Origin of the sequence: Enterobacter sp. JJBC (genome assembly GCF_036936505.1) — a bacterium.
Lineage (GTDB): Bacteria > Pseudomonadota > Gammaproteobacteria > Enterobacterales > Enterobacteriaceae > Enterobacter > Enterobacter hormaechei_C.
Genome location: NZ_CP136935.1, coordinates 2,680,568 through 2,701,922, shown reverse-complemented (window position 1 = coordinate 2,701,922; position 21,355 = coordinate 2,680,568). Strand labels below are relative to the sequence as shown.

Here is a 21,355-nt window from a genome sequence, read left to right as displayed (position 1 = left end):
CTATGGCAATTGTTGACCTGAACCAGCTCGCCGCGCCTGATGTCGTGGAAGTGCTGGACTATGAAACCATCCTGAGCGAACGAAAGGCGACGCTCGTCTCGTTATACCCCGAGGAACAGCAGGAGGCCGTCGCGCGCACGCTGATGCTTGAATCAGAGCCGCTTGTTAAGCTGCTGGAAGAAAACGCATACCGGGAAGTTATCTGGCGACAGCGCGTAAACGAGGCCGCGCGTGCGGTCATGCTGGCTTACGCTGCCGACAGCGACCTCGACCAGATAGGCGGAAATTACAACGTTGAGCGCCTCGTCATCACGCCTGCAGACGACACCACGTTTCCGCCGACACCAGCCGTAATGGAGTCGGACACCGACTACCGTCTGCGCATTCAACAGGCTTTTGAGGGGCTGAGTACCGCAGGCTCGACCGGCTCATATCAGTTTCATGGTCGCAGCGCTGACGGGCGTGTCGCAGATATTTCCGTCATCAGTCCTGAGCCAGCGTGTGTGACGGTCTCGGTGCTGTCCCGCGAAAATAATGGTGTTGCCTCTGACGAGCTTCTCGCCATCGTGCGCACTGCGCTGAATGACGAGGACGTCCGACCGGTCGCTGACCGCGTGACCGTGCAGTCAGCGAAAATCGTCGATTATAAAATCATCGCATCGCTTTACCTGTACCCCGGCCCTGAAAGTGAGCCGGTGCTCAGTGCGGCAAAAGCAAAGCTGCAGGCATATATCAGCGCGCAGCACCGGCTCGGGCGTGATATCCGCAAATCAGCCATTTATGCTGCCCTCCACGTCGAGGGCGTGCAGCGCGTCGAGCTGGCCGCGCCGGTGGCCGACATCGTGCTCGATGAGACGCAGGCGTCATGGTGCAGCGAGTACAGCGTGACTATCGGAGGCAACGATGAATGATACCCGCCTGTTGCCGGTGGGCTCGTCACCGCTTGAGGTGACGGCGGCGCGCGCCTGCGCTGAGATTGAAAATACCCCCGTCGCGCTACGCCGTCTCTGGAGCCCTGACGACTGCCCGGCAAACCTGCTGCCGTGGCTGGCGTGGGCGTTTTCCGTTGACCGCTGGGATGAGAACTGGCCAGAGGCCACAAAGCGGGATGTGATACGCGCGGCGTGGTTTATCCATGCGCACAAGGGAACGATTGGCGCAGTGCGTCGCGTGGTGGAGCCGCTCGGCTACCTGATTAACGTTACTGAGTGGTGGGAAACCAGCGACCCACCCGGCACGTTTCGCCTCGATATCGGCGTGTTAGAGACCGGCATCACCGAGGAAATGTATTACGAAATGGAGCGTCTTATCGCAGATGCAAAGCCAGCCAGCCGCCATCTAATCGGCCTCAATATTATTCAGGACATCCCCGGCCATATGTACACCGGCGCCCTGACCTATGACGGCGACATCATAACGGTTTACCCCGGATAAGTGAGAGCACAATGACAGTGAAATATAAAACGGTCATCACCAAAGCCGGTGCAATCAAGCTGGCCGCAGCGACCGTCCCGAACGGCAAGAAAGTGAATTTTACGGTGATGGCCGTCGGAGACGGCGGCGGCACGCTGCCGGTGCCAGATCCAAACCAGACAAAACTCGTCAAAGAGGTCTGGCGTCACGCGCTGAACAAAATCAGCCAGGACAAAAGGAATAAAAATTATATCGTAGCGGAGCTGCTTATCCCGCCTGAGACCGGCGGTTTCTGGATGCGTGAGCTCGGACTCTATGATGACACCGGCACGCTGATAGCGGTCGGTAATATGGCCGAAAGCTACAAGCCAGCGCTGGCAGAGGGGTCAGGGCGCGCGCAGACCGTGCGTATGGTTATCATGGTGAGCGACATCGAGTCAGTCGAGCTGACCATCGACACCTCAACGGTGATGGCAACGCAGGACTACGTCGACGACAAGCTCGCGGAGCATGAGCAATCCCGCCGCCATCCTGACGCCACGCTCACCGCAAAGGGTTTCACTCAGCTAAGCAGTGCGACCGACAGCGCGTCTGAGAGCGTCTCAGCGACGCCGAAAGCCGTTAAGGCGGCATATGACCTTGCCAGCGGGAAATACACCGCTCAGGACGCCACCACGGCGCGAAAGGGTATTGTCCAGCTAAGCAGTGCGACCGACAGCGCGTCTGAGAGCGTCTCAGCGACGCCGAAAGCCGTTAAGGCGGTATATGACCTTGCCAGCGGGAAATACACCGCTCAGGACGCCACCACGGCGCGAAAGGGTATTGTCCAGCTAAGCAGTGCGACCGACAGCACGTCTGAGACGCTCGCAGCGACGCCAAAAGCGGTTAAGTCGGCGTATGACCTTGCCAGTGGGAAATACACGGCGCAGGACGCCACCACGGCGCGAAAGGGTATCGTTCAGCTCAGCAGCGCGATCGACAGCGCGTCGGAGACGCTGGCGGCGACGGCAAAGGCAGTGAGCACAGCGTCTAAAGCGATTAAAGACACTCTCGGAACGTCTGCATCTAAAGATATTGTCACCTCAAAGACCGATACGACAACAGGCCGTGTGCTGACTACTGGCTGGATGAGTCTTGGGGGGTATGGTACGGATAATCTGATTCCGGGAGTGGATGCATTAAAACCGCTGCGCAACGGATTTTACGCCGTACAGAGTGAAGCATCATATGGCAATGCCTCTTTGATTAGCTTTGGTTACGACTCTGGTTCGCAGGTGCATATTATTGCCAAACAGGGTGGGCAGGCTCCAATGTTGGGTGTGTGCGGATCTACGCCGCAAGGGGTGTTTGGTGGCTGGGGGAAAATTTACACCGAATTTTACAAACCCACTGCAGGAGAAGTTGGAGCAGTTGCCAAAACTGGCGACACGATGTCGGGAAAACTCATCGTGAACTTTGATGGTGAGGCTATCAGGTTACAGCCAAAAACAGCGGGTTATGCCAGTTACTTAATTTCTGTTGATTCGGCTAATGTCAATCACTGGTATGTAGGAGCTGGTTCAACAAATAATGCTGATGTCGTTTTCAATAATTACAAGGGCGGAAATAACAGTATTAATCTGAAGAGCGACGGCTCAATAAATATCACCGCAACAAATGGAAAAAACGTCAATATATATGGTCAGGCTGTTCCAAGCAATTATGCCAATTTTGATAACCGTTATTTGCTGCGCGATAGTGCATCGAATGCCGGTTTTGCAAGTGGTGATGCAACACGACCCTATATGCGCCACTCGGCGACGGCCGCGGTCGTTTATCTGGCGAAGACGGGTGATTCATACACCAAAGCAGAATCAGACAATGGGTATATGGCAAAAACTAGCGCATATACCAAAGCTGAGAGCGATGCCCGGTACTACACCAAAGCGCAAGCCGATGCGGGGTACAATGCCAAAAACACCGCTTCACTTTCTGCTGCCGGAGGGTGGCAGCAGGACAGTACGACCGGTCTGATTATACAGATGGGAACAGTAACCCGAACGGGCTACAACACAGTCGTCAATTTTCCTAAGGCGTTCCCTAATTTCTGCATGGGCGTACTGCTTACGCTCAGCGATGCGGGCACAGGTAACCTTTCCGAGTCATCAAGCAACATCAGATCGTTAAGCCACAGTAAAACTGGTTTCAATTATGGTGCAAACGGCAATCCTGAAAAAACGGCGTTCTGGGTGGCCTTTGGTAAATAGGATGCAAACATGAAAGACAGATATTTCTGGAGTAAGAAAGAAAACGGCTTTTATCCTGAATCAATGAAAGAGCTTTATGAGAACAGCCCTGATGGCTGGCCGGGGGATGCTGTAGAAATCAGCGAAGAACTTTATAATTCACTTCTGGAGGGGCAAGGCAGGGGAAAAGTGATTACTTCTGACAGCGATGGCAAGCCACTACTTTCTGATCCGGTTATTGATTACGCTGCAATAGCAGAAGATGAAAAAAGCCGTCTTGCAAGCAAAGCTGAAGAAATGATTTTGCCCCTTCAGAGGGCGGTCAAGTATGGCATTGCATCAGAAGAAGAACTGCAGTGGCTTAAAGAATGGGAAATTTTCAGTGTGGAACTCAGCCGTGTTGATACTTCTCTGGCACCAGAAATAGAATGGCCTGAGCCACCATCGAACGATTAACAAAAAACCCGCATTATGCGGGTTAATTTTTAGGGTCTTATTCTTGATTAAGCGCTAAAAACGCTCAATCACCTTTCCGGCACGCTTCACCCGCTCACTGCGCGTTGTACTATCCCCCCTCCAACGGTATTACGTTTCTTGCATCTCACACACAACAGAAAATAGTCGCACCCCTTAAACACGGAGTTAAACAGATGGGCGACTATCACCACGGCGTCGAGGTCATCGAGATTAACGATGGCACGCGCACCATTTCCACCGTCTCGACGGCCATCATCGGCATGGTCTGCACGGCCAGCGATGCTGATGACGTAACATTCCCGCTTAATGAGCCGGTGCTGATTACCAGCGTGCAAAACGCTATCGGTAAAGCCGGTACAAAAGGCACATTATCAAAATCCCTGCAGGCCATTGCCGACCAGTGCAAGCCGGTCGTTGTGGTTGTCCGCGTGGCCGAAGGTATCGACGACCCGGAAGACCCCGAAGCGGCACAGAAAGAGACCATTTCCAACATCATCGGCACGACCGACGAGAACGGTAAATACACCGGCCTGAAAGCGCTGCTGACTGCAAAGACCGTCACCGGCGTCAAGCCGCGCATTCTCGGCGTACCGGGTCTGGATTCTCTGGAAGTGGCGACCGCACTTGCCTCGACCTGCCAGAGCCTGCGCGCCTTTGGTTACATCAGCGCGTGGGGCTGCAAGACCATTTCCGAAGCCATCAAATATCGTGAGAACTTCAGCCAGCGCGAGCTGATGGTCATTCACCCTGATTTTCTGGCATGGGACACCACGGCTAACGAAACCGATATTGCATGGGCGACCGCCCGCGCGCTCGGCCTGCGTGCCAAAATCGACCAGGAGACCGGCTGGCACAAAACGCTCTCTAACGTCGGCGTGAATGGCGTCACCGGCGTCAACGCTTCGGTCTCGTGGGATTTGCAGGAGAAAGCCACCGACGCAAACCTGCTTAATCAGGCCGGTGTCACCACGCTGATTCGTAACGACGGCTTTAAGTTCTGGGGCAACCGCACCTGCTCTGACGACCCGTTATTCCTGTTTGAAAACTACACCCGCACGGCGCAGGTACTTGCTGACACGATGGCGGAGGCGCACGCCTGGGCGATTGATAAACCCGTCACCGCAACGCTTATCCGCGACATCGTCGCCGGTATCAATGCCAAATTCCGCGAGCTGAAAAACAACGGCTATATCGTTGACGGCTCCTGCTGGTACGACCCGGAGTCTAACAGCGTCGAAACGCTGAAGGTGGGGAAACTGTATATCGATTACGACTACACCCCCGTCCCACCGCTGGAAAACCTGACCCTGCGCCAGCGCATCACCGATACCTATCTGGCGAACCTGTCAGAGTCGGTCAACAGCTAAGGAGTTGAGAGCATGGCGTTACCACGCAAACTGAAATACCTGAATATGTTTAACGACGGCCTCAGCTATATGGGCGTTGTTGAATCCGTCACCCTGCCAAAGCTGACCCGTAAGCTTGAGAAATACCGTGGCGGCGGGATGCCGGGCTCGGTCTCGATTGACCTCGGTCTCGATGACGACGCGCTGTCGCTTGAGTGGACGCTTGGCGGCCTGCCTGACGTCGAGCTGTGGGCGCAGTACGCGTCACCGGGTGCGGACAGCGTGCCGCTGCGCTTCACCGGCTCATTCCAGCGCGACGACACCGGCGCAATTTCCGCCGTTGAGGTGGTCATGCGTGGCCGTCACAAGGAGTACGACGGCGGCGAAAACAAACAGGGCGAAAGCGGCACGACCAAAATCTCGACCGAGTGCTCGTACTACCAGCTCACGATTGACGGCAAGGAGGTCATCGAGATTGACGTCGTCAACATGGTGATGAAAGTCGACGGCGTCGACCGTCTGGCAGAACACCGTAAGGCGATTGGCCTGTAACCCCTTAACCGGTCGGCAATGCTGACCGGTCATTTAACTTTGACGAGAGAAACATCATGGAAAACATCAACGAAATCGCCACTGCCGAAACTGAAAACCCGAACATTGTGATCCTCGACAACCCTGTCATGCGCGGTGAGCAGAAAATCGAACAGGTGATCGTCACAAAACCCAACGCGGGAACCCTGCGCGGTGTGAGTCTGGCCTCGCTGGCAAACTCTGACGTCGATGCGCTGATTAAGGTGCTGCCGCGTATGACGTACCCGGCGCTCACCGAGCATGAGGTCATGCGTCTGGAAGCGTCAGACCTGATTTTGTTCGCCGGTAAGGTGGTTGGTTTTTTGTCGCCATCTTCGGTTCGCTGACGTTCCCCGATAACCTGTCGGTCGATGACCTGATGGCGGATATCGCGGTGATTTTTCACTGGCCGCCATCAGAGCTGAATTCCCTGAGCGTGACCGATCTCATCACATGGCGCGATAAGGCGCTGCAGCGAAGCGGAAACCACCATGAGCAATAACGTCAGACTTGAGGTGCTGCTTAACGCAGTAGACCGGGCAAGCCGACCGCTTAAAGCTATCCAGAACGCCAGCAAATCCCTTGCTGGCGATATCCGCACTTCTCAAAACACCCTGCGAGATCTGAATGCGCAGGCGTCCCGAATTGACGGATTCAGGAAAGCGAGCGCACAGCTTGCCGTGACCGGTCAGTCGCTTAACAAAGCGAAACAGGAGGCCGCAGCGCTGGCCGTCCAGTTTAAAAACACCGAAAACCCCACTAGCGCGCAGGCGCGCGCGATGGAGGCTGCAAAGAAATCCGCCGTTGACCTGCAGCTCAAATATAACGGGCTCAGGCAGTCGGTACAGCGCCAGCGCACCGAGCTCGCGCAGGCTGGCATAAACACCCGCACGCTGTCGGCGGATGAGCGCCGTCTGAAATCCAGCATCAGCGAAACAACCGCGCAGCTTAACCGGCAACGTGATGCACTGGCGCGCGTCAGTCAGCAACAGGCCAGACTCAGCGCGGTAAAAAGCCGATATGAATCCGGGCAACAGCTCGCCGCCGGTGCGCGTAATGCCGGGATGGTGGGCGTCGGGGTGGCGACCGCCGGGCTTTATGGTGCGTCACGCTTTATTGCGCCGGGTATCGGTTTTGATAAGCAGATGTCAGGCACGCAGGCGATCCTCGGGCTCGATAAGGGCGACGATAAGCTCGCGGCCATTCGTCAACAGGCGCGTGATATCGGTGCGACAACCGCCTTTTCGCCGGGTGATGTAGCGCGCACGCAGACCACGCTCGCACGCTCGGGCTATAACGCCGATGACGTACTGGCTGCGACCGGTTCGACCGTAAACCTGAGCCTCGCGGCCGACGTGGATATCGCAGAAGCCGCCGACATTATCACTAACATGCAGTCGGCATTTAACCTGCCGACCACCGAGATTGAGCGTGTCGCGGATGTGATGACGAAAGGCTTTACGTCATCAAACACCGGCCTCGTCGAGCTGGGCGAGGCGATGAAATATGTCGCGCCAATTGCTGAGGCTGCAGGGGCGAGCATCGAAGACACGACCGCCATGCTCGGCATTCTTGCGGATAACGGGATTAAAGGCTCGATGGCCGGTACGGGCGCGAGTGCCATTTTCAACCGTCTGCAGGCTCCTATGGGTAAGGCCGTTGAGGCCATTTCAGAATTAGGCGTGAAAACCCGAGACTCAAAAGGGAACATGCTGCCGGTCGAGAAAATCCTCAAAGCGATTCACAAATCCTTTGAGAAAAACAAGCTCGGCACCGCAGAGCAGGGCGAATATCTGAAAGTAATTTTCGGTGAGGAAGCCATGAAGGGGGCGATCAAGCTGGTCGCCGCCGCCGGTGATGGCTCACTCGATAAGAAACGCCAGACAATCCGTGATTCTAAAGGCACGACCGAGCGCATTGCGAAAATACAGACGGACAACCTCGACGGCGATCTGAAAAACCTGCAGTCAGCATGGGAAGACCTGCAGATTGAGGTATTCGACAAAGAAAACTCAGCACTGCGCCGCCTGACGGTTTCCGCGACTGAGTGGCTTGGTAAGGTTTCAGCCTGGGCGAAAGCTAACCCTGAACTGACGCAAACCCTGTTTAATCTTGTCGCCGGTGGGCTGGCGCTGGTCGGCGTGCTGGGAGGGATTGGCCTGATTGCATGGCCTGTTATTACAGGCATAAACGCGATTATCGCAGCTGCTGGTTTTCTCGGTACAACGATGGCCGCAATGGGGAGTGCCATTGTCTCTGTGCTCGTTGCAGTTACCTGGCCGGTTGTGGCTGTGGTTGCTGCATTTCTGGCCGGGGCGCTGCTTATCCGTAGATACTGGGAGCCAATAAGCGCATTCTTTTCGGGTGTGGTGGAGGGGCTTAAAGCGGCCTTTGCACCGGTGGCTGAAATCTTCTCGCCGCTCGCGCCGGTGTTTGATTCCATCATCGAAAAACTGCGCGGGGTCTGGCAGTGGTTCACTGACCTGATAGCGCCGGTGAAGGCAACGCAGGAGACACTCGACAGATGCAAAAATGCGGGGGTGATGTTCGGTAAATTGCTGGCCGACGCGCTGATGTTACCGCTCAATAGTTTTAACAAACTGCGCGGCGGCGTTAACTGGTTACTGGAGAAGCTCGGGGTAATCAATAATGAGTCGAGCGATCTTGACCAGAAAGCCGCAAAAGCCAATGCTGCAACGGGATTGGGTAAAGAGTCCACTATCAGACCAACGCCGTTATTTGGCGATTCTCAGTGGTATCACCCGGTGCCGGTTCCTGCCGGGAAGACCTACGTAGACCAGAGCAAGCCAGAATATAACATCACCCTACATGGTGGCATCGCACCGGGTACAGACCTTGACCGGCAGCTCCGCGAAGCCGTCGAAAGACTTGACCAGCAAAACCGTGCGCGTCAGCGCTCAAGTATGCGTCACGATGGATGAGGGCTAAAGCATGTTAATGGTTTTAGGTTTATTTGTATTTGAGCGCCGAACGCTGCCGCATCAGTCGATGCAGTATTCGAAGGACTACCGCTGGGCGTCTAACGACCGCATCGGCAAACCCCCGGCTTACCAGTTTCTTGGGGAGGGGGAAACCTCGCGCACGCTTTCGGGCGTGCTGTACCCCGAAATCACCGGCGGCCGCCTCTCACTGACCGCCATCGAGCTGATGGCCGACGAAGGCAGGGCGTGGCCGCTGATTGACGGAACGGGCATGATCCACGGCATGTATGTCATCGATAAAGTGACCCACACGCACAGCGAATTATTCAGCGACGGCGCGGCCAGAAAAATCGAGTTTAGCCTCTCGCTGAAACGGGTCGATGAGTCGCTCGCGGCGATTTACGGCGACCTGAAAACGCAGGCCGACAATCTGGTGACATCTGCCGGTAACTGGCTGGGAGGGCTGGCTGGATGATTACGGGTATGAATATTCAGGCCGGTGCAAAGATTGCCCCGGCGTTTATGCTCAAGCAGGATAACGAAGATATTACGCAGGATTTCAGCGACAGGCTAATCAGCCTGACCATGACGGACAATCGCGGATTCGAGGCCGACCAGCTCGATATCGAGCTCGATGATACCGACGGGCAAATAGCTATGCCTCCGCGCGGCGCAACGTTAGCGCTGTGGCTGGGCTGGCAGAATAGCGCCCTGATAAAAAAAGGCACCTTTACGGTAGATGAAATCGAGCACCGTGGCGCGCCAGATACGTTGACCATCCGGGGGCGCAGCGCTGATTTTCGCGGGTCGCTGAACTCACGCCGGGAACAGTCATGGCACGACACCACACTCGGGGTAATTGTTGAGACTATCGCAGCGCGCAATAAGCTTGAGGCCAGCGTGGCCGATACGCTGAAAGCGATCCCCGTCCATCATATTGACCAGACCCAGGAATCCGACGCGGTGTTTCTGTCCCGTCTGGCTGACCTTAACGGTGCGGCGGTTTCGGTAAAAGAGGGAAAACTTCTGCTACTGAAAGCCGGGAGCGGCAGGACGGCCAGCGGCAAGCCCATCCCGCAGTTGACGATCGAACGCGGCGACGGCGACCGTCATCAATTTGCGATAGCTGACCGGGAAGCCTACACCGGCGTGACGGCAAAATGGCTGCATACCAAAGACCCGAAACCGCAAAAGCAAAAGGTGAAGCTCAAACGCAAGCCAAAGGTACAGCACCTGCGCGCGCTGCAGCATCCGAAAGCGACCAAAACCACTGCAAAGGTAAAAGCCAAAAAAGAGCATGAAGCCCGCGAGGGTGAGTATATGGCTGGTGAGTCTGACAACGTGCTGGAGCTGTCTACCATCTACGCGACAAAGGTGCAGGCCATGCGCGCTGCTCAGGCAAAGTGGGACAAGCTGCAGCGTGGCGTCGCGGAGTTTTCAATCTCGCTGGCTATTGGCCGCGCTGATTTATTTCCTGAAACGCCGGTGGCGGTGAAAGGCTTTAAGCGCGTTATAGACGAGCAGGCGTGGATAATCAGCCGGGTGGTGCATAACCTTAACGGGAACGGCTACACGACGGGCTTAGAGCTTGAGGTTAAGGTTTCGGATGTGGAGTATGAAAGCGAAGAGATAACACAATAAAATTTGTTTATGTGTTTGATATATAAGGTTTTAATGGTTAAAATTGATGCGTCAATAACGCTCTGAGGTGCTCACTATGTTCCACTGTCCAAAATGTCATTACGCCGCCCACGCTCGCACAAGTCGCTATTTTACTGACACGACCAAAGAGCGTTATCACCAGTGCACTAACATCAACTGCAGCGCAACGTTTGTCACCACTGAAACGATAGAGCGCTTTATCGTTTCGCCGGGTGAAGTAGTGCCAGCGCCGCCGCATCCTACCACGTCAGGTCAACATCAGATCCAATGGATGTGATCAACTAGAGGGCTCCGCAAATGCGGGGCTCTCTATTATTTAATACTATTGTAGTCTAATACGCTTGGCTCTAATGAATTTTTAGGTCTGCTTGTATATTTTATTAGCTAATGTCATCTTTTTCTCGTGTAATTGTAACAGTAATTTTACTGTCATCACGTTTCTCAAAGTCCTTAATGATGCCTGCATCACGGGAATATTCAAGGATGAGATATACGAGATCATCATTATTGGCTGTGATAGTTGCTTGAGTACGTTTGATGAATACATTAGATAAATCAGCCTCATTAATCTTATGGCATATATCGGCAATGATAGGTTTATTACGGTAGCCGCGGGAAATCATTCTGGCGAGAAGTATTGCATTAAGATTTAAATTATTACTTAATTTGATTGACAGTAATGATACAGAATTAGGTAAGTTAATTTTATAAATATCCAAGTCAAGGTAATATTCAGAATATTGAAGGACTAATTGCGACTTAATATCATCATTAAATAAGTCACTAAGCATTAAAGAATCAAGGATTTTATCGAAGGAAGATTTGTTTTTCCCTAGGTAAAAATCGCTATTGGATAGAAAAATATCTTTATGTTGGCTGAACAATAGGACTAAATACTCAGTCAGTTTTTCGTCAGGCTCGATGTATGTTGACTCTATAATTCGATATGATTCATTAGAAAGTATAATCTTGCCAAGTTTAACAAGCCTACCGAAGTTACGAACACTCAGTTGATCGTCAATCTGTTCAATATTGATTTCAATGGAGGATAGGAGAGTTTCATAAGTATTATCATCGAATAAATCACTGCAGATTATTTTTTTATATAATGGAACATAGTCTTCGACATCAATTGATGGTTTGCTAAGTTTTGCTAAATCCAAAGCATGATTTGTCAACCAATCATGCAAAATAGCCGCGTTACAGTCAATAGATATGTAATCCATTAGTGCTGACCAGCTTGGAATGACGCGGTCATACTGATAGAAAAGGTCCTCAATAGAAATTAACTCATTACCATCATTAAATGTTGATTCGGATGTCAGTCCAGTGAGTTCGGAAAGAGTGAAATCCATGATTTTAACAATTTTTTCTTTTGATTCATCACTTAATTCATTTCTCGCGAGCATTTCTTTAATGTAATGACTGGGTTCATCGGCATAGACGAATACATTTTGGACAAAAGCATTGATGTTAGCTGTATAATATTTAAATGGGGCGCTTAATTTATACTGCGTTATAATACTCCATGGTCTTTTCTGAGCGTATTCAGGATTAATGGTTTCGTCAGAATGTACATAAGAGTATAGAACTATACCTACGTTTTCTTTAGTTATTTGATAGAGGTTATTTTCAGCAATGAAACTTATAGCTGAAAATTCATTAGGTGTTTTTGGAGTGAATAATTCATTGTAACATACGTTAACTTTTAGGATGTTGGTAAGAAATGCAGGTAAATTATCATCTTTGATGTGGTGAATGATTTTACTACCTATGAAATGAAGATAGTTTCTGAATTCTTCCTTTTCTTCATATTTCTCTGGTGACGTGCAGGAAAGCACGGTGATTGATATGTTAGTATTATAAGGTGATTCTCTATTCGTTTTTAATGCTATTAGCATACGTTCCAGATAACCACTGATCTTTAATGCTCTGATAACAAAAGCTTCGAAAGTTGAGTAGCTAACAAACTTAATGCTAAGTATTTCAAAAGCATTGTAAATGTACTGATCTGATTTTCTAAAAAGCGATGCTACCATTCCCGTAAGATATCTGCTGTTTATATCAATGATGTGGGTTAATAATTGGTAGTGCAGCGCGCCATCGGAGTAAATTCTTTTTTGTTCTGCCAGTTCTAAAATAACCTTTTCAGCATCATCTATGTAAAAATCTTGATTGGATTTTTCAAATTCTAAACCCTGACCTATGGCTTTGATGAAGTCATTGTCGTTCACTGTCATCGATCCTTCATGAAAAATGGAGCGATATGACATAAAATCTTGCATTAATAATCCACCAGAGAGCAGAACATACAAGGCATCTAATCCACCATATTGCATATCAGTCCGCAATATATGAAGTTGCTGCTTTGACACATAATCATGCATTTCCATCTCATCAAGATATTGCTTTGCAGTAACTTCAAACTTATCACGACCACTGGACTTAATTAATTCATCAAGAGGTATGGCATTTCTGGATCTTATTGTGTTTTCTAAATCACGTATTTCGCGATTTACAAGCTGGAATGTTTTTGTTTTATCTTGACCAACTAATTTGACCCTATCATAGTAACTCGATAACAGAATGTTTGTGGCCTCTGCTGTTAGAGAGGAAAACTGATCATTACCATAATGATTTGTATATCCAACATAAAGTGTTTTATTTCCAGAGAATGTTTCTAGGAAGTATTCTTCATTTTTAACCAGTTCAGCACTGTCGCAAAGCGTAAATCGATTATTGTTGTTTTTATATGCAATGAAAACTTTTCCCCAGAGTAATTCTGGGATGAATTTTATAAGAATATCTTTTCGAATATCATAAGGCGTATTGGCAATATCCTCTTCAAGCTTGTTGGATGTTTCAAAAAGTTCTTCAAGTCTCTCATCAAGAGATTCAAAATATTCAGCATGCAGCCTTTGAGTGCGATAATTATGGATGAACAGATAAAGCAATCCAGTTTTTTTATCAGCAAGATGATAATCTAAGGTGTAAATGTTTTTATAAAAGACAAGTGCAAAAAGTTTTATGGTGTTTTTAGAGTTGTCAACTATTTTACTGAATGTGTTGAATTCATTTATTATATTAAGTAAGCTTCGCATATCGTTGATGTAGGGGGCAATGCTTTTCAGATGCTTATCGCTTGATTTATCAAGAGACGGAGTTTTGTTTTTGAGTAGCGTAAAAGCATTTCTGCTATCCATAAATGGCACGATAGGTAGGATAAAATCAAAGAATTTTGTTCTACCATCGGCATTCATGAACATATCGTCTCTAACAGCATAGATGAACCTAACTGGTTTTTTATTTGAAAGATTATTGTTGATAATCTTATTTATTTCACGGAGTTTAACGAAGATCTCTGGTGTTCCAAGTCGGTCAAGATCTTCAAATACAACGATTTTATATGGGCGGCGTGAAAAAAAATAAACAATTTCATCTAGGCAGTTGTTTAACAAAGATGAAGATTCTTTATCGTTAAATTCCATACCTCCGCTAAGAAAGGCAATTTTACCTAGTCTGATTTTCTTATCAAATATACCAACTCGTGATGCAGTTTGTGTGAGGAAAAAAAGTGAAATGAATGCGAGTATAGTCAACGCTAGAACTCTTGCGATTGCATTTTCATGCAATATAGTGGTCCATTCTTGAGGGAGTTTAAACCATTCTGAAACCCTCTCAAAAAATAGAACCCCCAGAAAAGCGGTTGTGGGTATAGCAATTTTTATCAATGAAAAATATGTTTTCAGGGTATGAAATAAACTCCTATTTAATATTCTATCTATCTTTGAGTCAGGGAGTTTATCTCTATTTTCTTTGTATAGAATTTGCTGCAAGATACTGAGTTCGACTTCCTGATTAGTAAGGGAAGTGTTTTTGTCATTTTCCATCATATCGAACCCTGCCAAAGATACATTCATGTACTTTTCACTGCAGTGATATTTCATAAATGAGGATATAACCGTACTTTTTCCTGCGCCATAGTTACCCGTGATGGCAATATTTCTAACTTCTTTTTTGGACAATGCAAACTTTAATGCTCTGAAATACTCCTGCATATTCTCATTATTGATGCATTTAGGTGCCAAGGTATCGTAGGTGCTAGATGCATCTAATGATGGATTTCGGGATTGTGCCTTTATCAGCAGTGTTTCAATACTTTTACAAAGTTCTATTGCTTTACCTAACACGTCCATTCAATTACTCCGTAATACTGTAAGAGGAGGTGAGCTGTACCAATGTGGCCAGCCAATAGGGGTTATCCGTTTGGTACATCGTACCGCTTCTTTTGGGATTGTGCATGATTTCTGTCAGAGTATGGCTGTGAGTACCTACCGATTTTATCTGTAGATGAAAGACAGAGATTTGAGTGCAGATCGCTTATTGGTTTGACTTCATCGCGATGGGTTAAGGAACAAAGCAGAACTGACACAATGTTCAAACAATTCACCAAAGTGTAAACCGGCGTTGGCCGTTGTTTAAAGCTCTCCAGCCCTTTAAAAGTACAATAAACTAAAGCCCCAGAGTATGGGGCTTTTGTGATGATGTGGCCAATCTGTGGACATGAACTGAAATAAATCCTTTTTTTTCAGTGTGTTGATGTGGTTATAAAAGCTCCTGAGGGAGCCTTTCGTTTCAGAATACTTTTTTATACGGACGAACCGTGACTTTCTCGTACACGCCGGCTGCGACGTACGGGTCTGCTTCTGCCCAGGCCTGCGCGGCTTCAAGAGATTCAAACTCGGCAATCACCGTGGAGCCGGTAAAACCCGCCGCGCCCGGATCGTTGCTGTCAACGGCAGGCATCGGGCCTGCGGTCAGCAACCGACCTTCATCCTGTAGCAACTGTAAACGCGCCAGATGGGCAGGGCGAACGGAAAGACGTTTTTCCAGAGAATCAGGTACATCTTCAGCGTAAATCACGTAAAGCACGGCAAAGCTCCTTAACCGGTAAAAGTGACAATTACGTTATGTGAAAGCACAAATGACTGCAATGTAAAGATAATAACAATGTTAAAACCCTGATCTGGATGCCCCTTTTTTGCCCTCATGTACGCTTAAATTGCGCCAGGACAAAGTGTCTTATTGAATATGATTGCTATTTGCATTTAAAATCGAGGTTCGGTTTTTTAACGTTGATGATTATGACTTCGATGACCCTTGATTTACCTCGCCGCTTTCCATGGCCGACGCTGCTTTCCGTCGTTATTCACGGTGCTGTCGTGGCGGGTCTGCTCTATACCTCGGTTCATCAGGTTATTGAAATGCCGGCGCCAGCGCAGCCAATTTCTGTGACCATGGTATCGCCTGCGGATCTTGAGCCGCCGCAGGTTGCGCCGCCGCCGCCACAGCCCGTTGTTGAACCCGAGCCGGAGCCAGAGCCCGAGCCGGTTCCTGAACCGCCGAAAGAAGCGCCGGTGGTGATCCATAAGCCGGAGCCGAAACCTAAGCCGAAGCCAAAACCCAAGCCGGTCAAAAAGGTTGAAGAACGTCCGAAACGCGAAGTGCGTCCGGTTGAGCCACGCGCCACGCAGCCGGTTGAAAATGCCGCCCCGTCACGTCCGCTGATGAATAACACCACGACCGCGACAAAACCGACGGTAACGGCGCCAGCAGGCCCGCGCGCGCTGAGCCGTAACCAGCCGCAGTACCCGGCACGTGCTCAGGCGTTACGTATTGAAGGGCGTGTACGGGTGAAATTCGACGTTACGGCCGATGGACGTGTGGATAACGTGGAAATCCTGTCCGCACAGCCGGCGAATATGTTTGAACGTGAAGTTAAATCGGCCATGCGCAGGTGGCGCTATGAAGCCGGTAAACCCGGCAATGGGTTGATTGTGAACATTGTCTTCCGCCTGAACGGCGGGGCACAGATGGAATAAAAGAAGCCTCCGCAAGGAGGCTTTTTTTTACCTGAGGATCAGCTCCGTGGAAGCTGGCGGGGCTTACCGTCGCTATCCACCGCCACATAGATGAACAATGCCTCCGTCGCCTTATAGCGCTGACCAATCGGTTCAGAAGAGACTTTTTTCACCCATACTTCAATGTTGATGGAGACAGACGTATTGCCGCGTTTTACGCAGCGTGCATAACAGCACACCACGTCCCCCACCGCGACAGGGCGCAGGAAGGTCATGCCATCGACCCGGACTGTCACCACGCGTCCGTGTGCAATCTCTTTTGCCAGGATTGCACCGCCCATATCCATCTGCGACATCAACCAGCCGCCAAAAATATCGCCATTGGCATTCGTATCCGCAGGCATTGCCAGTGTGCGTAAAACCAGTTCGCCCTGTGGGGCGTCATTTGTTGTCATTGTTTTTAAACTCGTAACTGAAGACTTCAGGCGGGATGCTACTATGATTTCTGGCTGGAGAGAATAGGGTTAGCGCCCGCAGAGCAGGCGCCTTAGGGTCAGAAGGACAGGGTCACGCCTGCGTAATACGCACGGCCTGGTTCGTTATAGGTCGATGCACCATCATTTTCTCGGTAAATCTGCTTATCAAAGAGGTTGCTGATCCCGGCATTCAGGCGGAGATCTTTTGTCAGCTGATAATTGCTGCCGATCCCAACGATGGAATAGGCGCCAATCTCTTTATCAGACATCGCATTCTGCTCTTTGCGGATTTCAGCATTTTCTCTTGGCTTCTGGCGGCCATACATCGTCCAGCTAAGGTTCGCTGAAAGTGTGCTGCTAACCTGCCAGTCGAGCATCGTGTTGACGGTATATTTTGGAATAATCGACAGAGGGTTGCCGGTGTCTTTACTTTCAGACTGAATCATATACGTCGCATTGGTACGCCAGGTTAGCGTGTCGCGGATAACCGGGACGGTGAGGTTGCCTTCCAGTCCCTCAACAACAGCCTTTCCTCCGTTCTGCCACTGAAGGATATTTGCGCCGCTGCTTGTCTGGCCCAGCACATCCGTTCCTGAAACGATCTTGTTTTTGTAATCGTTGCGGAACCAGGTTATGCCAGCCTCGTAGCCTTCCAGCGCAAAGGCCAGGCCAATCTCTTTGTTCACGCTGATTTCAGGGTCCAGATCCGGGTTACCTAACAGGTAACAGCTTCCTTCGGAAACGTTGTTCGGGCAACCATTACCCCGGGTGGAAAGCAGATAGCCTTCGCTGGATTGATACAGGTTTGGCGCTTTAAATACCCGAGCGATACCCGCTTTAACCTTGAACATGTCACCCAAATCCTGAGAGACGTTCAGGCTCGGGCTCCAGTTGCTGCCAAACTGATTGTGATAATCAAAGCGGAGCCCCGGGATCAGGTTGGTGCCCTGACGCGCTTCAATATTGTCCTCAAGATAGATGCCGGTGAGGTCAGCGCTGTTTTTGCTGTTGCGCTCAGAAGCCGTGCCGGGAACGCCGTTAATCACTTCTCCCGACACATTTGTCGCCTGCATTGAGGCCGGATCGTTCAGTTCATCACGATTCCATTCTGCACCCACGGTTAGCGTCTGTTCGACCAGCCAGAAGAAAGGAATGTTCAGTTCACCCGTTGAACGGTATGACTCCAGCCGGCTGGTATCGTATTTATCGCTATTGATCATCCCCTCAACTTTGCCCGTAGAGCCTTCTTCCAGGCGGGTGTTGTTGGTCTTTTCATAATAGACACCGAACTTTGACTGACCCCAGTCCCAGATGCCGTTGTGCGTAATGCCATAAGACTGGCGGTACATTCGGTTGGTTTCGTGTCCATACAGGGACGACACCAGACCGTCAGGGCTGACGTTGCTGTTGCTGTATTGAGTATCACCCGCGTAGATATTGCCCTGGCGGCTGTAGCTGTAGTCGAAATCGATAATCTGCTGTGGCGTGAGTTTCCAGGAGAGCAGGGCATTGATGTCCTTGTTGCGCACGCCTTCACGTCCGGCGGCGTAAGAGCCGTTTTGCGCGGTGTTGATGTCCTGAGCATCTGCGTCGGTTTTGTTGATATTCCCGTACAGGCGCATCGTTAACGCATCGCCCGCAAGAGGGCCGCTCAGATCAAAATTAGCGCGTTTTGTCGCCCCCTCTTTATCATTTTCAGGCTGGTTAGTGTACAGGGAGAGTGAGCCGTGCCAGTCGTTGGTCGGGCGTTTGGTAATGATGTTGACGACGCCGCCGGCCGCCCCCGAACCATAGCGGGCGGCAGCAGGTCCCCGGAGCACTTCAATGCGCTCAACCATCTCTGGCGGAACCCAGTTAGTATCCCCGCGGGTGTCGCGCTCCCCGCGCCAGCTGTAGCGCACCGAGTTACGTGACGTCACCGGCACACCGTCAATCAGAATCAGCGTGTTCTCCGGCCCCATACCGCGGATGTCGATCTGGCGGTTGTTACCGCGGCTGCCTGTCGCGCTGTTTCCGGTGAGGTTAACCCCGGGCATTTTGCGAATAATTTCTGAAAGATCGTTAACCGGTGGATCCTTTTCTATGTCCTTTGCCGTGATGATGGAAACCCCCGGCTGTTGCTTCAGCGCCTCTTCAGCGGTGGCCTGAACAACCATTGTTTCACCATCGGTGAGAGTCTCTTCCGCTGCGTGTGCGCTCTGGTATAGCGTTGAAAAAATGGCGAGCGTAAGTGTAGCCGGGGCAAATCTTATTATGTTATTCATCAACTCATTTCCATTTGTTAAAAATGCGATGACGAATATTAATGATAGTCATTCTCATTACAATAAAGTGACAGCGATCTCCATAAAATCTTCATAATTCAGACATTTTCGCAGGAAGGATGTAGAGAAAAGAGAAGGCGGGAAAAGAGGCCAGACCGCGTGACGATCTGGCCAGAAGGATCAGTGCTTGTCATCCTGCGGCATGTGGCGATAAATATAAACGCCGCTGAGCAGGGTGAAGATAAGAGTCAGCGCCGTCAGGCCAAACACCTTGAAGTTGACCCAGATATTCTGCGGCAGCCAGAATGCGATATAGATATTCGCCAGACCACACAGAATAAAAAATAGCGCCCAGGCGATGTTCAGACGTCCCCACACAGCCTGCGGCAGGGTCAGTTCTTTCCCCAGCATGCGCTGGATCAGTGGCTTCTTCATCACCCACTGGCTGATGAGGAGTGCGCCCGCAAACAGGCCGTAAATCACCGTGACCTTCCATTTGATAAATTCATCATTGTGGAAGAACAATGTCAGACCACCAAACACCGCCACCATCAGGAAGGTGATGAGCGCCATCTTTTCAACTTTGCGATAGCGAACCCAGCTGTAAATCAGTACCACAGCCGTTGCCACAATCAGCGCCAGCGTGCCGGCATAAATGTCGTACAGCTTATAAAAAGCGAAAAATACGATCAGCGGTAAAAAATCAAGAAACTGCTTCATTCTGCGATCCCAGTTACTGACGAATTAACATGTACAGGCGGAACAAATAGACCAGCAGCACGGCTGAAATCAGATTGCTCAGCGTATTGGCGACAACCGCTCCGACATTTGGCGTTAACACCGCAAAATTCGGCGCAAACAGCAACAGCAGAGTCTTGGCCAGCAGCCAGCTGATAACGGCCGGGGCGACCAGTCGCATATTGGCCCATGCGAGCCTGATGCTGCTGCGCATGGCGGTGAAAATGCCCAGTTTGTCCTGCACAACCATTACTGGCGCGAATGAAAGCACGATAGCCAGCAGCACGCCCGGCACGACCACCAACATGATCCCCATCTGGACCAGCAGCGTGGTCAGGAAGATGAGGATAAACAGCTTTGGCAGCACCGGAGCACTGGCCCCGATTGCACGTAACGCGCTGACGCGTTGGCCGGCAGATACCAGTTGGATCATCAGCAACACGCCACCCGCCAGAATGGCGTTGCCAATCAGACCCGAGAAGGTAGATGCCGCAGATGCGCGCAGCAAGATTTGCTGTTGCTCTGGCGTCATATTCTGCACAAGGTCAAACAACCCTGCGCTGCCTGTAAGATGATCCCCCTGGCTCAGCGTGGCAATCTGTTCATCACTGGGTGAGAACGCATGACCCAGCACCACCGTAATAAAGGCGCACAACAACGCGATCAGTAAAAAGGTAATGAACTGATTGCGGAAAAAATTTCCCGTGTCACGGTAGACAGACTTCGCCGTGATAGACATGCACTCTCCTTGAGTATTGCAGGTGTTAATTAGCCGGCAATTGTACACCGGATAACACGCTGGTGGCAGCATCAAGGCTTGTATGGAAAAGCATATCTTTGTAAAGCGGCGGTAATCCATAGCGGGCGCGGGCGCGATTGCATGCCTCATTGACCTGCCCATCCTCTCCCGACATCGCGAAAGTGCGACACGGGCTGGGGCGATCCGCGTAAATGGAGCAGCGGGTGGATACCCCAGGTTCACCTTCCAGTGCCACACAGCGGCTCTGTTTTTGATTGGTGCCGCGCATACAGCGCAGAAAAGGGGTTAAGGGTTCAGTGAGATCGACCGGAACGGTGCCGCCGCCATCGCTGGCTTCAGCCCAATAGAAAGAGACTCGAAAATACGCACAACAGGCTCCGCACGTCATGCACGGGTTATGATCACTCATGGCACACCTGCAAAAGTAGAACGCATCAAATCACATTGTGAGAGCGATAAATTATCCAGCCGCTACAGGAAGCGCAAGAGAGGGAAAACAGAAAATTTTGTAACCATGAAATGCCAAAAATTGACGCGGTAACAACTTATTGCTTTATGAGACGTCACCAAAAATTAACCTAGATCAATGAATGTTAACTTACTGGTTTTATTGTGATCTGT

General features: G+C 50.5%; 20 protein-coding genes. 13 read left to right on the top strand and 7 right to left on the bottom strand.

Annotated features, from left to right (window positions below; all coding sequences use genetic code 11):
• The first annotated feature begins 2 nt into the window (after window positions 1–2).
• The 12 genes from RY075_RS13080 (at window position 3) to RY075_RS13025 (ending at window position 10,912) form a co-directional block, all read left to right on the top strand.
• Window positions 3–911, top strand: coding sequence for a baseplate assembly protein (locus RY075_RS13080; RefSeq protein ID WP_338627778.1), 909 nt, complete (start codon window positions 3–5; stop codon window positions 909–911).
• The gene (locus RY075_RS13075; protein ID WP_338627777.1) at window positions 904–1,434 is read left to right on the top strand and encodes a phage tail protein I; all 531 of its coding nucleotides are present in this window, start codon (window positions 904–906) and stop codon (window positions 1,432–1,434) included. The genes RY075_RS13080 and RY075_RS13075 overlap by 8 nt, the downstream gene beginning before the upstream one ends.
• Before the next feature lie 11 nt (window positions 1,435–1,445).
• Window positions 1,446–3,659, top strand: coding sequence for a tail fiber protein (locus RY075_RS13070; protein ID WP_338627776.1), 2,214 nt, complete (start codon window positions 1,446–1,448; stop codon window positions 3,657–3,659).
• Between the two features lie 9 nt (window positions 3,660–3,668).
• A complete protein-coding gene (locus tag RY075_RS13065; protein WP_338627775.1) occupies window positions 3,669–4,094 on the top strand; it encodes a tail fiber assembly protein in 426 nt (141 codons plus the stop codon).
• Window positions 4,095–4,288: 194 nt separating this feature from the next.
• Window positions 4,289–5,482: a phage tail sheath protein gene (locus RY075_RS13060; protein ID WP_338627774.1), complete on the top strand. Its 1,194-nt coding sequence runs from the start codon at window positions 4,289–4,291 to the stop codon at window positions 5,480–5,482.
• 12 nt (window positions 5,483–5,494) lie between these two features.
• Window positions 5,495–6,013 carry a phage major tail tube protein gene (locus RY075_RS13055; protein ID WP_338627773.1) on the top strand — a complete coding sequence of 173 codons (519 nt, stop codon included), beginning with the start codon at window positions 5,495–5,497 and terminating at the stop codon, window positions 6,011–6,013.
• A gap of 56 nt (window positions 6,014–6,069) precedes the next feature.
• Complete coding sequence (locus RY075_RS13050; protein ID WP_338627772.1) at window positions 6,070–6,378, top strand: phage tail assembly protein; 309 nt, start codon at window positions 6,070–6,072, stop codon at window positions 6,376–6,378.
• Window positions 6,379–6,410: 32 nt separating this feature from the next.
• Entirely contained in the window at window positions 6,411–6,533 is a 123-nt protein-coding gene (locus RY075_RS13045) for a GpE family phage tail protein (RefSeq protein ID WP_338627771.1), read from the top strand.
• The gene (locus RY075_RS13040) at window positions 6,523–8,973 is read left to right on the top strand and encodes a phage tail tape measure protein (RefSeq protein WP_338627770.1); all 2,451 of its coding nucleotides are present in this window, start codon (window positions 6,523–6,525) and stop codon (window positions 8,971–8,973) included. The genes RY075_RS13045 and RY075_RS13040 overlap by 11 nt, the downstream gene beginning before the upstream one ends.
• Before the next feature lie 10 nt (window positions 8,974–8,983).
• A complete protein-coding gene (locus RY075_RS13035; protein ID WP_032658712.1) occupies window positions 8,984–9,448 on the top strand; it encodes a phage tail protein in 465 nt (154 codons plus the stop codon).
• Complete coding sequence (locus RY075_RS13030) at window positions 9,445–10,614, top strand: phage late control D family protein (RefSeq protein WP_338627769.1); 1,170 nt, start codon at window positions 9,445–9,447, stop codon at window positions 10,612–10,614. Before RY075_RS13035 ends, RY075_RS13030 begins: the two co-directional genes overlap by 4 nt.
• Window positions 10,615–10,690: 76 nt before the next feature.
• Complete coding sequence (locus RY075_RS13025; RefSeq protein WP_072202539.1) at window positions 10,691–10,912, top strand: DNA-binding transcriptional regulator; 222 nt, start codon at window positions 10,691–10,693, stop codon at window positions 10,910–10,912.
• Between the two features lie 103 nt (window positions 10,913–11,015).
• Here RY075_RS13025 and RY075_RS13020 read toward each other — a convergent pair whose 3' ends face one another.
• Together RY075_RS13020 and RY075_RS13015 are read right to left on the bottom strand one after the other, a co-directional pair.
• The gene (locus RY075_RS13020; protein WP_338627768.1) at window positions 11,016–14,831 is read right to left on the bottom strand and encodes a DNA-binding protein; all 3,816 of its coding nucleotides are present in this window, start codon (window positions 14,829–14,831) and stop codon (window positions 11,016–11,018) included.
• Between the two features lie 439 nt (window positions 14,832–15,270).
• Complete coding sequence (locus RY075_RS13015) at window positions 15,271–15,567, bottom strand: YciI family protein (RefSeq protein WP_003856755.1); 297 nt, start codon at window positions 15,565–15,567, stop codon at window positions 15,271–15,273.
• A gap of 221 nt (window positions 15,568–15,788) precedes the next feature.
• On the opposite strand from RY075_RS13015, the gene tonB reads away from it, so the two are divergent.
• A complete protein-coding gene (gene tonB / locus RY075_RS13010; protein ID WP_017384230.1) occupies window positions 15,789–16,517 on the top strand; it encodes a TonB system transport protein TonB in 729 nt (242 codons plus the stop codon).
• A gap of 38 nt (window positions 16,518–16,555) precedes the next feature.
• Here tonB and yciA read toward each other — a convergent pair whose 3' ends face one another.
• From yciA to RY075_RS12985, 5 genes are all read right to left on the bottom strand, one after another.
• Window positions 16,556–16,951: an acyl-CoA thioester hydrolase YciA gene (gene yciA / locus RY075_RS13005; RefSeq protein ID WP_003856759.1), complete on the bottom strand. Its 396-nt coding sequence runs from the start codon at window positions 16,949–16,951 to the stop codon at window positions 16,556–16,558.
• Window positions 16,952–17,049: 98 nt separating this feature from the next.
• Window positions 17,050–19,236 (bottom strand): TonB-dependent siderophore receptor, encoded by a 2,187-nt coding sequence (locus RY075_RS13000; RefSeq protein ID WP_109948570.1) that lies wholly within the window; start codon window positions 19,234–19,236, stop codon window positions 17,050–17,052.
• A gap of 180 nt (window positions 19,237–19,416) precedes the next feature.
• The gene (locus RY075_RS12995) at window positions 19,417–19,956 is read right to left on the bottom strand and encodes a septation protein A (RefSeq protein WP_003856762.1); all 540 of its coding nucleotides are present in this window, start codon (window positions 19,954–19,956) and stop codon (window positions 19,417–19,419) included.
• A gap of 13 nt (window positions 19,957–19,969) precedes the next feature.
• Window positions 19,970–20,713, bottom strand: a complete 744-nt coding sequence (locus tag RY075_RS12990) for a YciC family protein (RefSeq protein WP_109948569.1) — start codon at window positions 20,711–20,713, stop codon at window positions 19,970–19,972.
• Window positions 20,714–20,738: 25 nt separating this feature from the next.
• Window positions 20,739–21,143 (bottom strand): YkgJ family cysteine cluster protein, encoded by a 405-nt coding sequence (locus RY075_RS12985; RefSeq protein WP_003856766.1) that lies wholly within the window; start codon window positions 21,141–21,143, stop codon window positions 20,739–20,741.
• Between the last annotated feature and the right edge of the window lie 212 nt (window positions 21,144–21,355).

What these genes read in the sequence shown, in the direction of transcription:
- RY075_RS12990 (WP_109948569.1), bottom strand. Translation starts at nt 20,713, where the DNA reads ATGTCTATCACGGCGAAGTCTGTCTACCGTGACACGGGAAATTTTTTC.
- RY075_RS12995 (WP_003856762.1), bottom strand. Translation starts at nt 19,956, where the DNA reads ATGAAGCAGTTTCTTGATTTTTTACCGCTGATCGTATTTTTCGCTTTT.
- RY075_RS13025 (WP_072202539.1), top strand. Translation starts at nt 10,691, where the DNA reads ATGTTCCACTGTCCAAAATGTCATTACGCCGCCCACGCTCGCACAAGT.
- RY075_RS13060 (WP_338627774.1), top strand. Translation starts at nt 4,289, where the DNA reads ATGGGCGACTATCACCACGGCGTCGAGGTCATCGAGATTAACGATGGC.
- RY075_RS13075 (WP_338627777.1), top strand. Translation starts at nt 904, where the DNA reads ATGAATGATACCCGCCTGTTGCCGGTGGGCTCGTCACCGCTTGAGGTG.
- tonB (WP_017384230.1), top strand. Translation starts at nt 15,789, where the DNA reads ATGACCCTTGATTTACCTCGCCGCTTTCCATGGCCGACGCTGCTTTCC.
- RY075_RS12985 (WP_003856766.1), bottom strand. Translation starts at nt 21,143, where the DNA reads ATGAGTGATCATAACCCGTGCATGACGTGCGGAGCCTGTTGTGCGTAT.
- RY075_RS13030 (WP_338627769.1), top strand. Translation starts at nt 9,445, where the DNA reads ATGATTACGGGTATGAATATTCAGGCCGGTGCAAAGATTGCCCCGGCG.
- RY075_RS13070 (WP_338627776.1), top strand. Translation starts at nt 1,446, where the DNA reads ATGACAGTGAAATATAAAACGGTCATCACCAAAGCCGGTGCAATCAAG.
- RY075_RS13050 (WP_338627772.1), top strand. Translation starts at nt 6,070, where the DNA reads ATGGAAAACATCAACGAAATCGCCACTGCCGAAACTGAAAACCCGAAC.
- RY075_RS13020 (WP_338627768.1), bottom strand. Translation starts at nt 14,831, where the DNA reads ATGGACGTGTTAGGTAAAGCAATAGAACTTTGTAAAAGTATTGAAACA.
- RY075_RS13040 (WP_338627770.1), top strand. Translation starts at nt 6,523, where the DNA reads ATGAGCAATAACGTCAGACTTGAGGTGCTGCTTAACGCAGTAGACCGG.
- RY075_RS13080 (WP_338627778.1), top strand. Translation starts at nt 3, where the DNA reads ATGGCAATTGTTGACCTGAACCAGCTCGCCGCGCCTGATGTCGTGGAA.
- yciA (WP_003856759.1), bottom strand. Translation starts at nt 16,951, where the DNA reads ATGACAACAAATGACGCCCCACAGGGCGAACTGGTTTTACGCACACTG.
- RY075_RS13065 (WP_338627775.1), top strand. Translation starts at nt 3,669, where the DNA reads ATGAAAGACAGATATTTCTGGAGTAAGAAAGAAAACGGCTTTTATCCT.
- RY075_RS13055 (WP_338627773.1), top strand. Translation starts at nt 5,495, where the DNA reads ATGGCGTTACCACGCAAACTGAAATACCTGAATATGTTTAACGACGGC.
- RY075_RS13000 (WP_109948570.1), bottom strand. Translation starts at nt 19,236, where the DNA reads ATGAATAACATAATAAGATTTGCCCCGGCTACACTTACGCTCGCCATT.
- RY075_RS13035 (WP_032658712.1), top strand. Translation starts at nt 8,984, where the DNA reads ATGTTAATGGTTTTAGGTTTATTTGTATTTGAGCGCCGAACGCTGCCG.
- RY075_RS13045 (WP_338627771.1), top strand. Translation starts at nt 6,411, where the DNA reads ATGGCGGATATCGCGGTGATTTTTCACTGGCCGCCATCAGAGCTGAAT.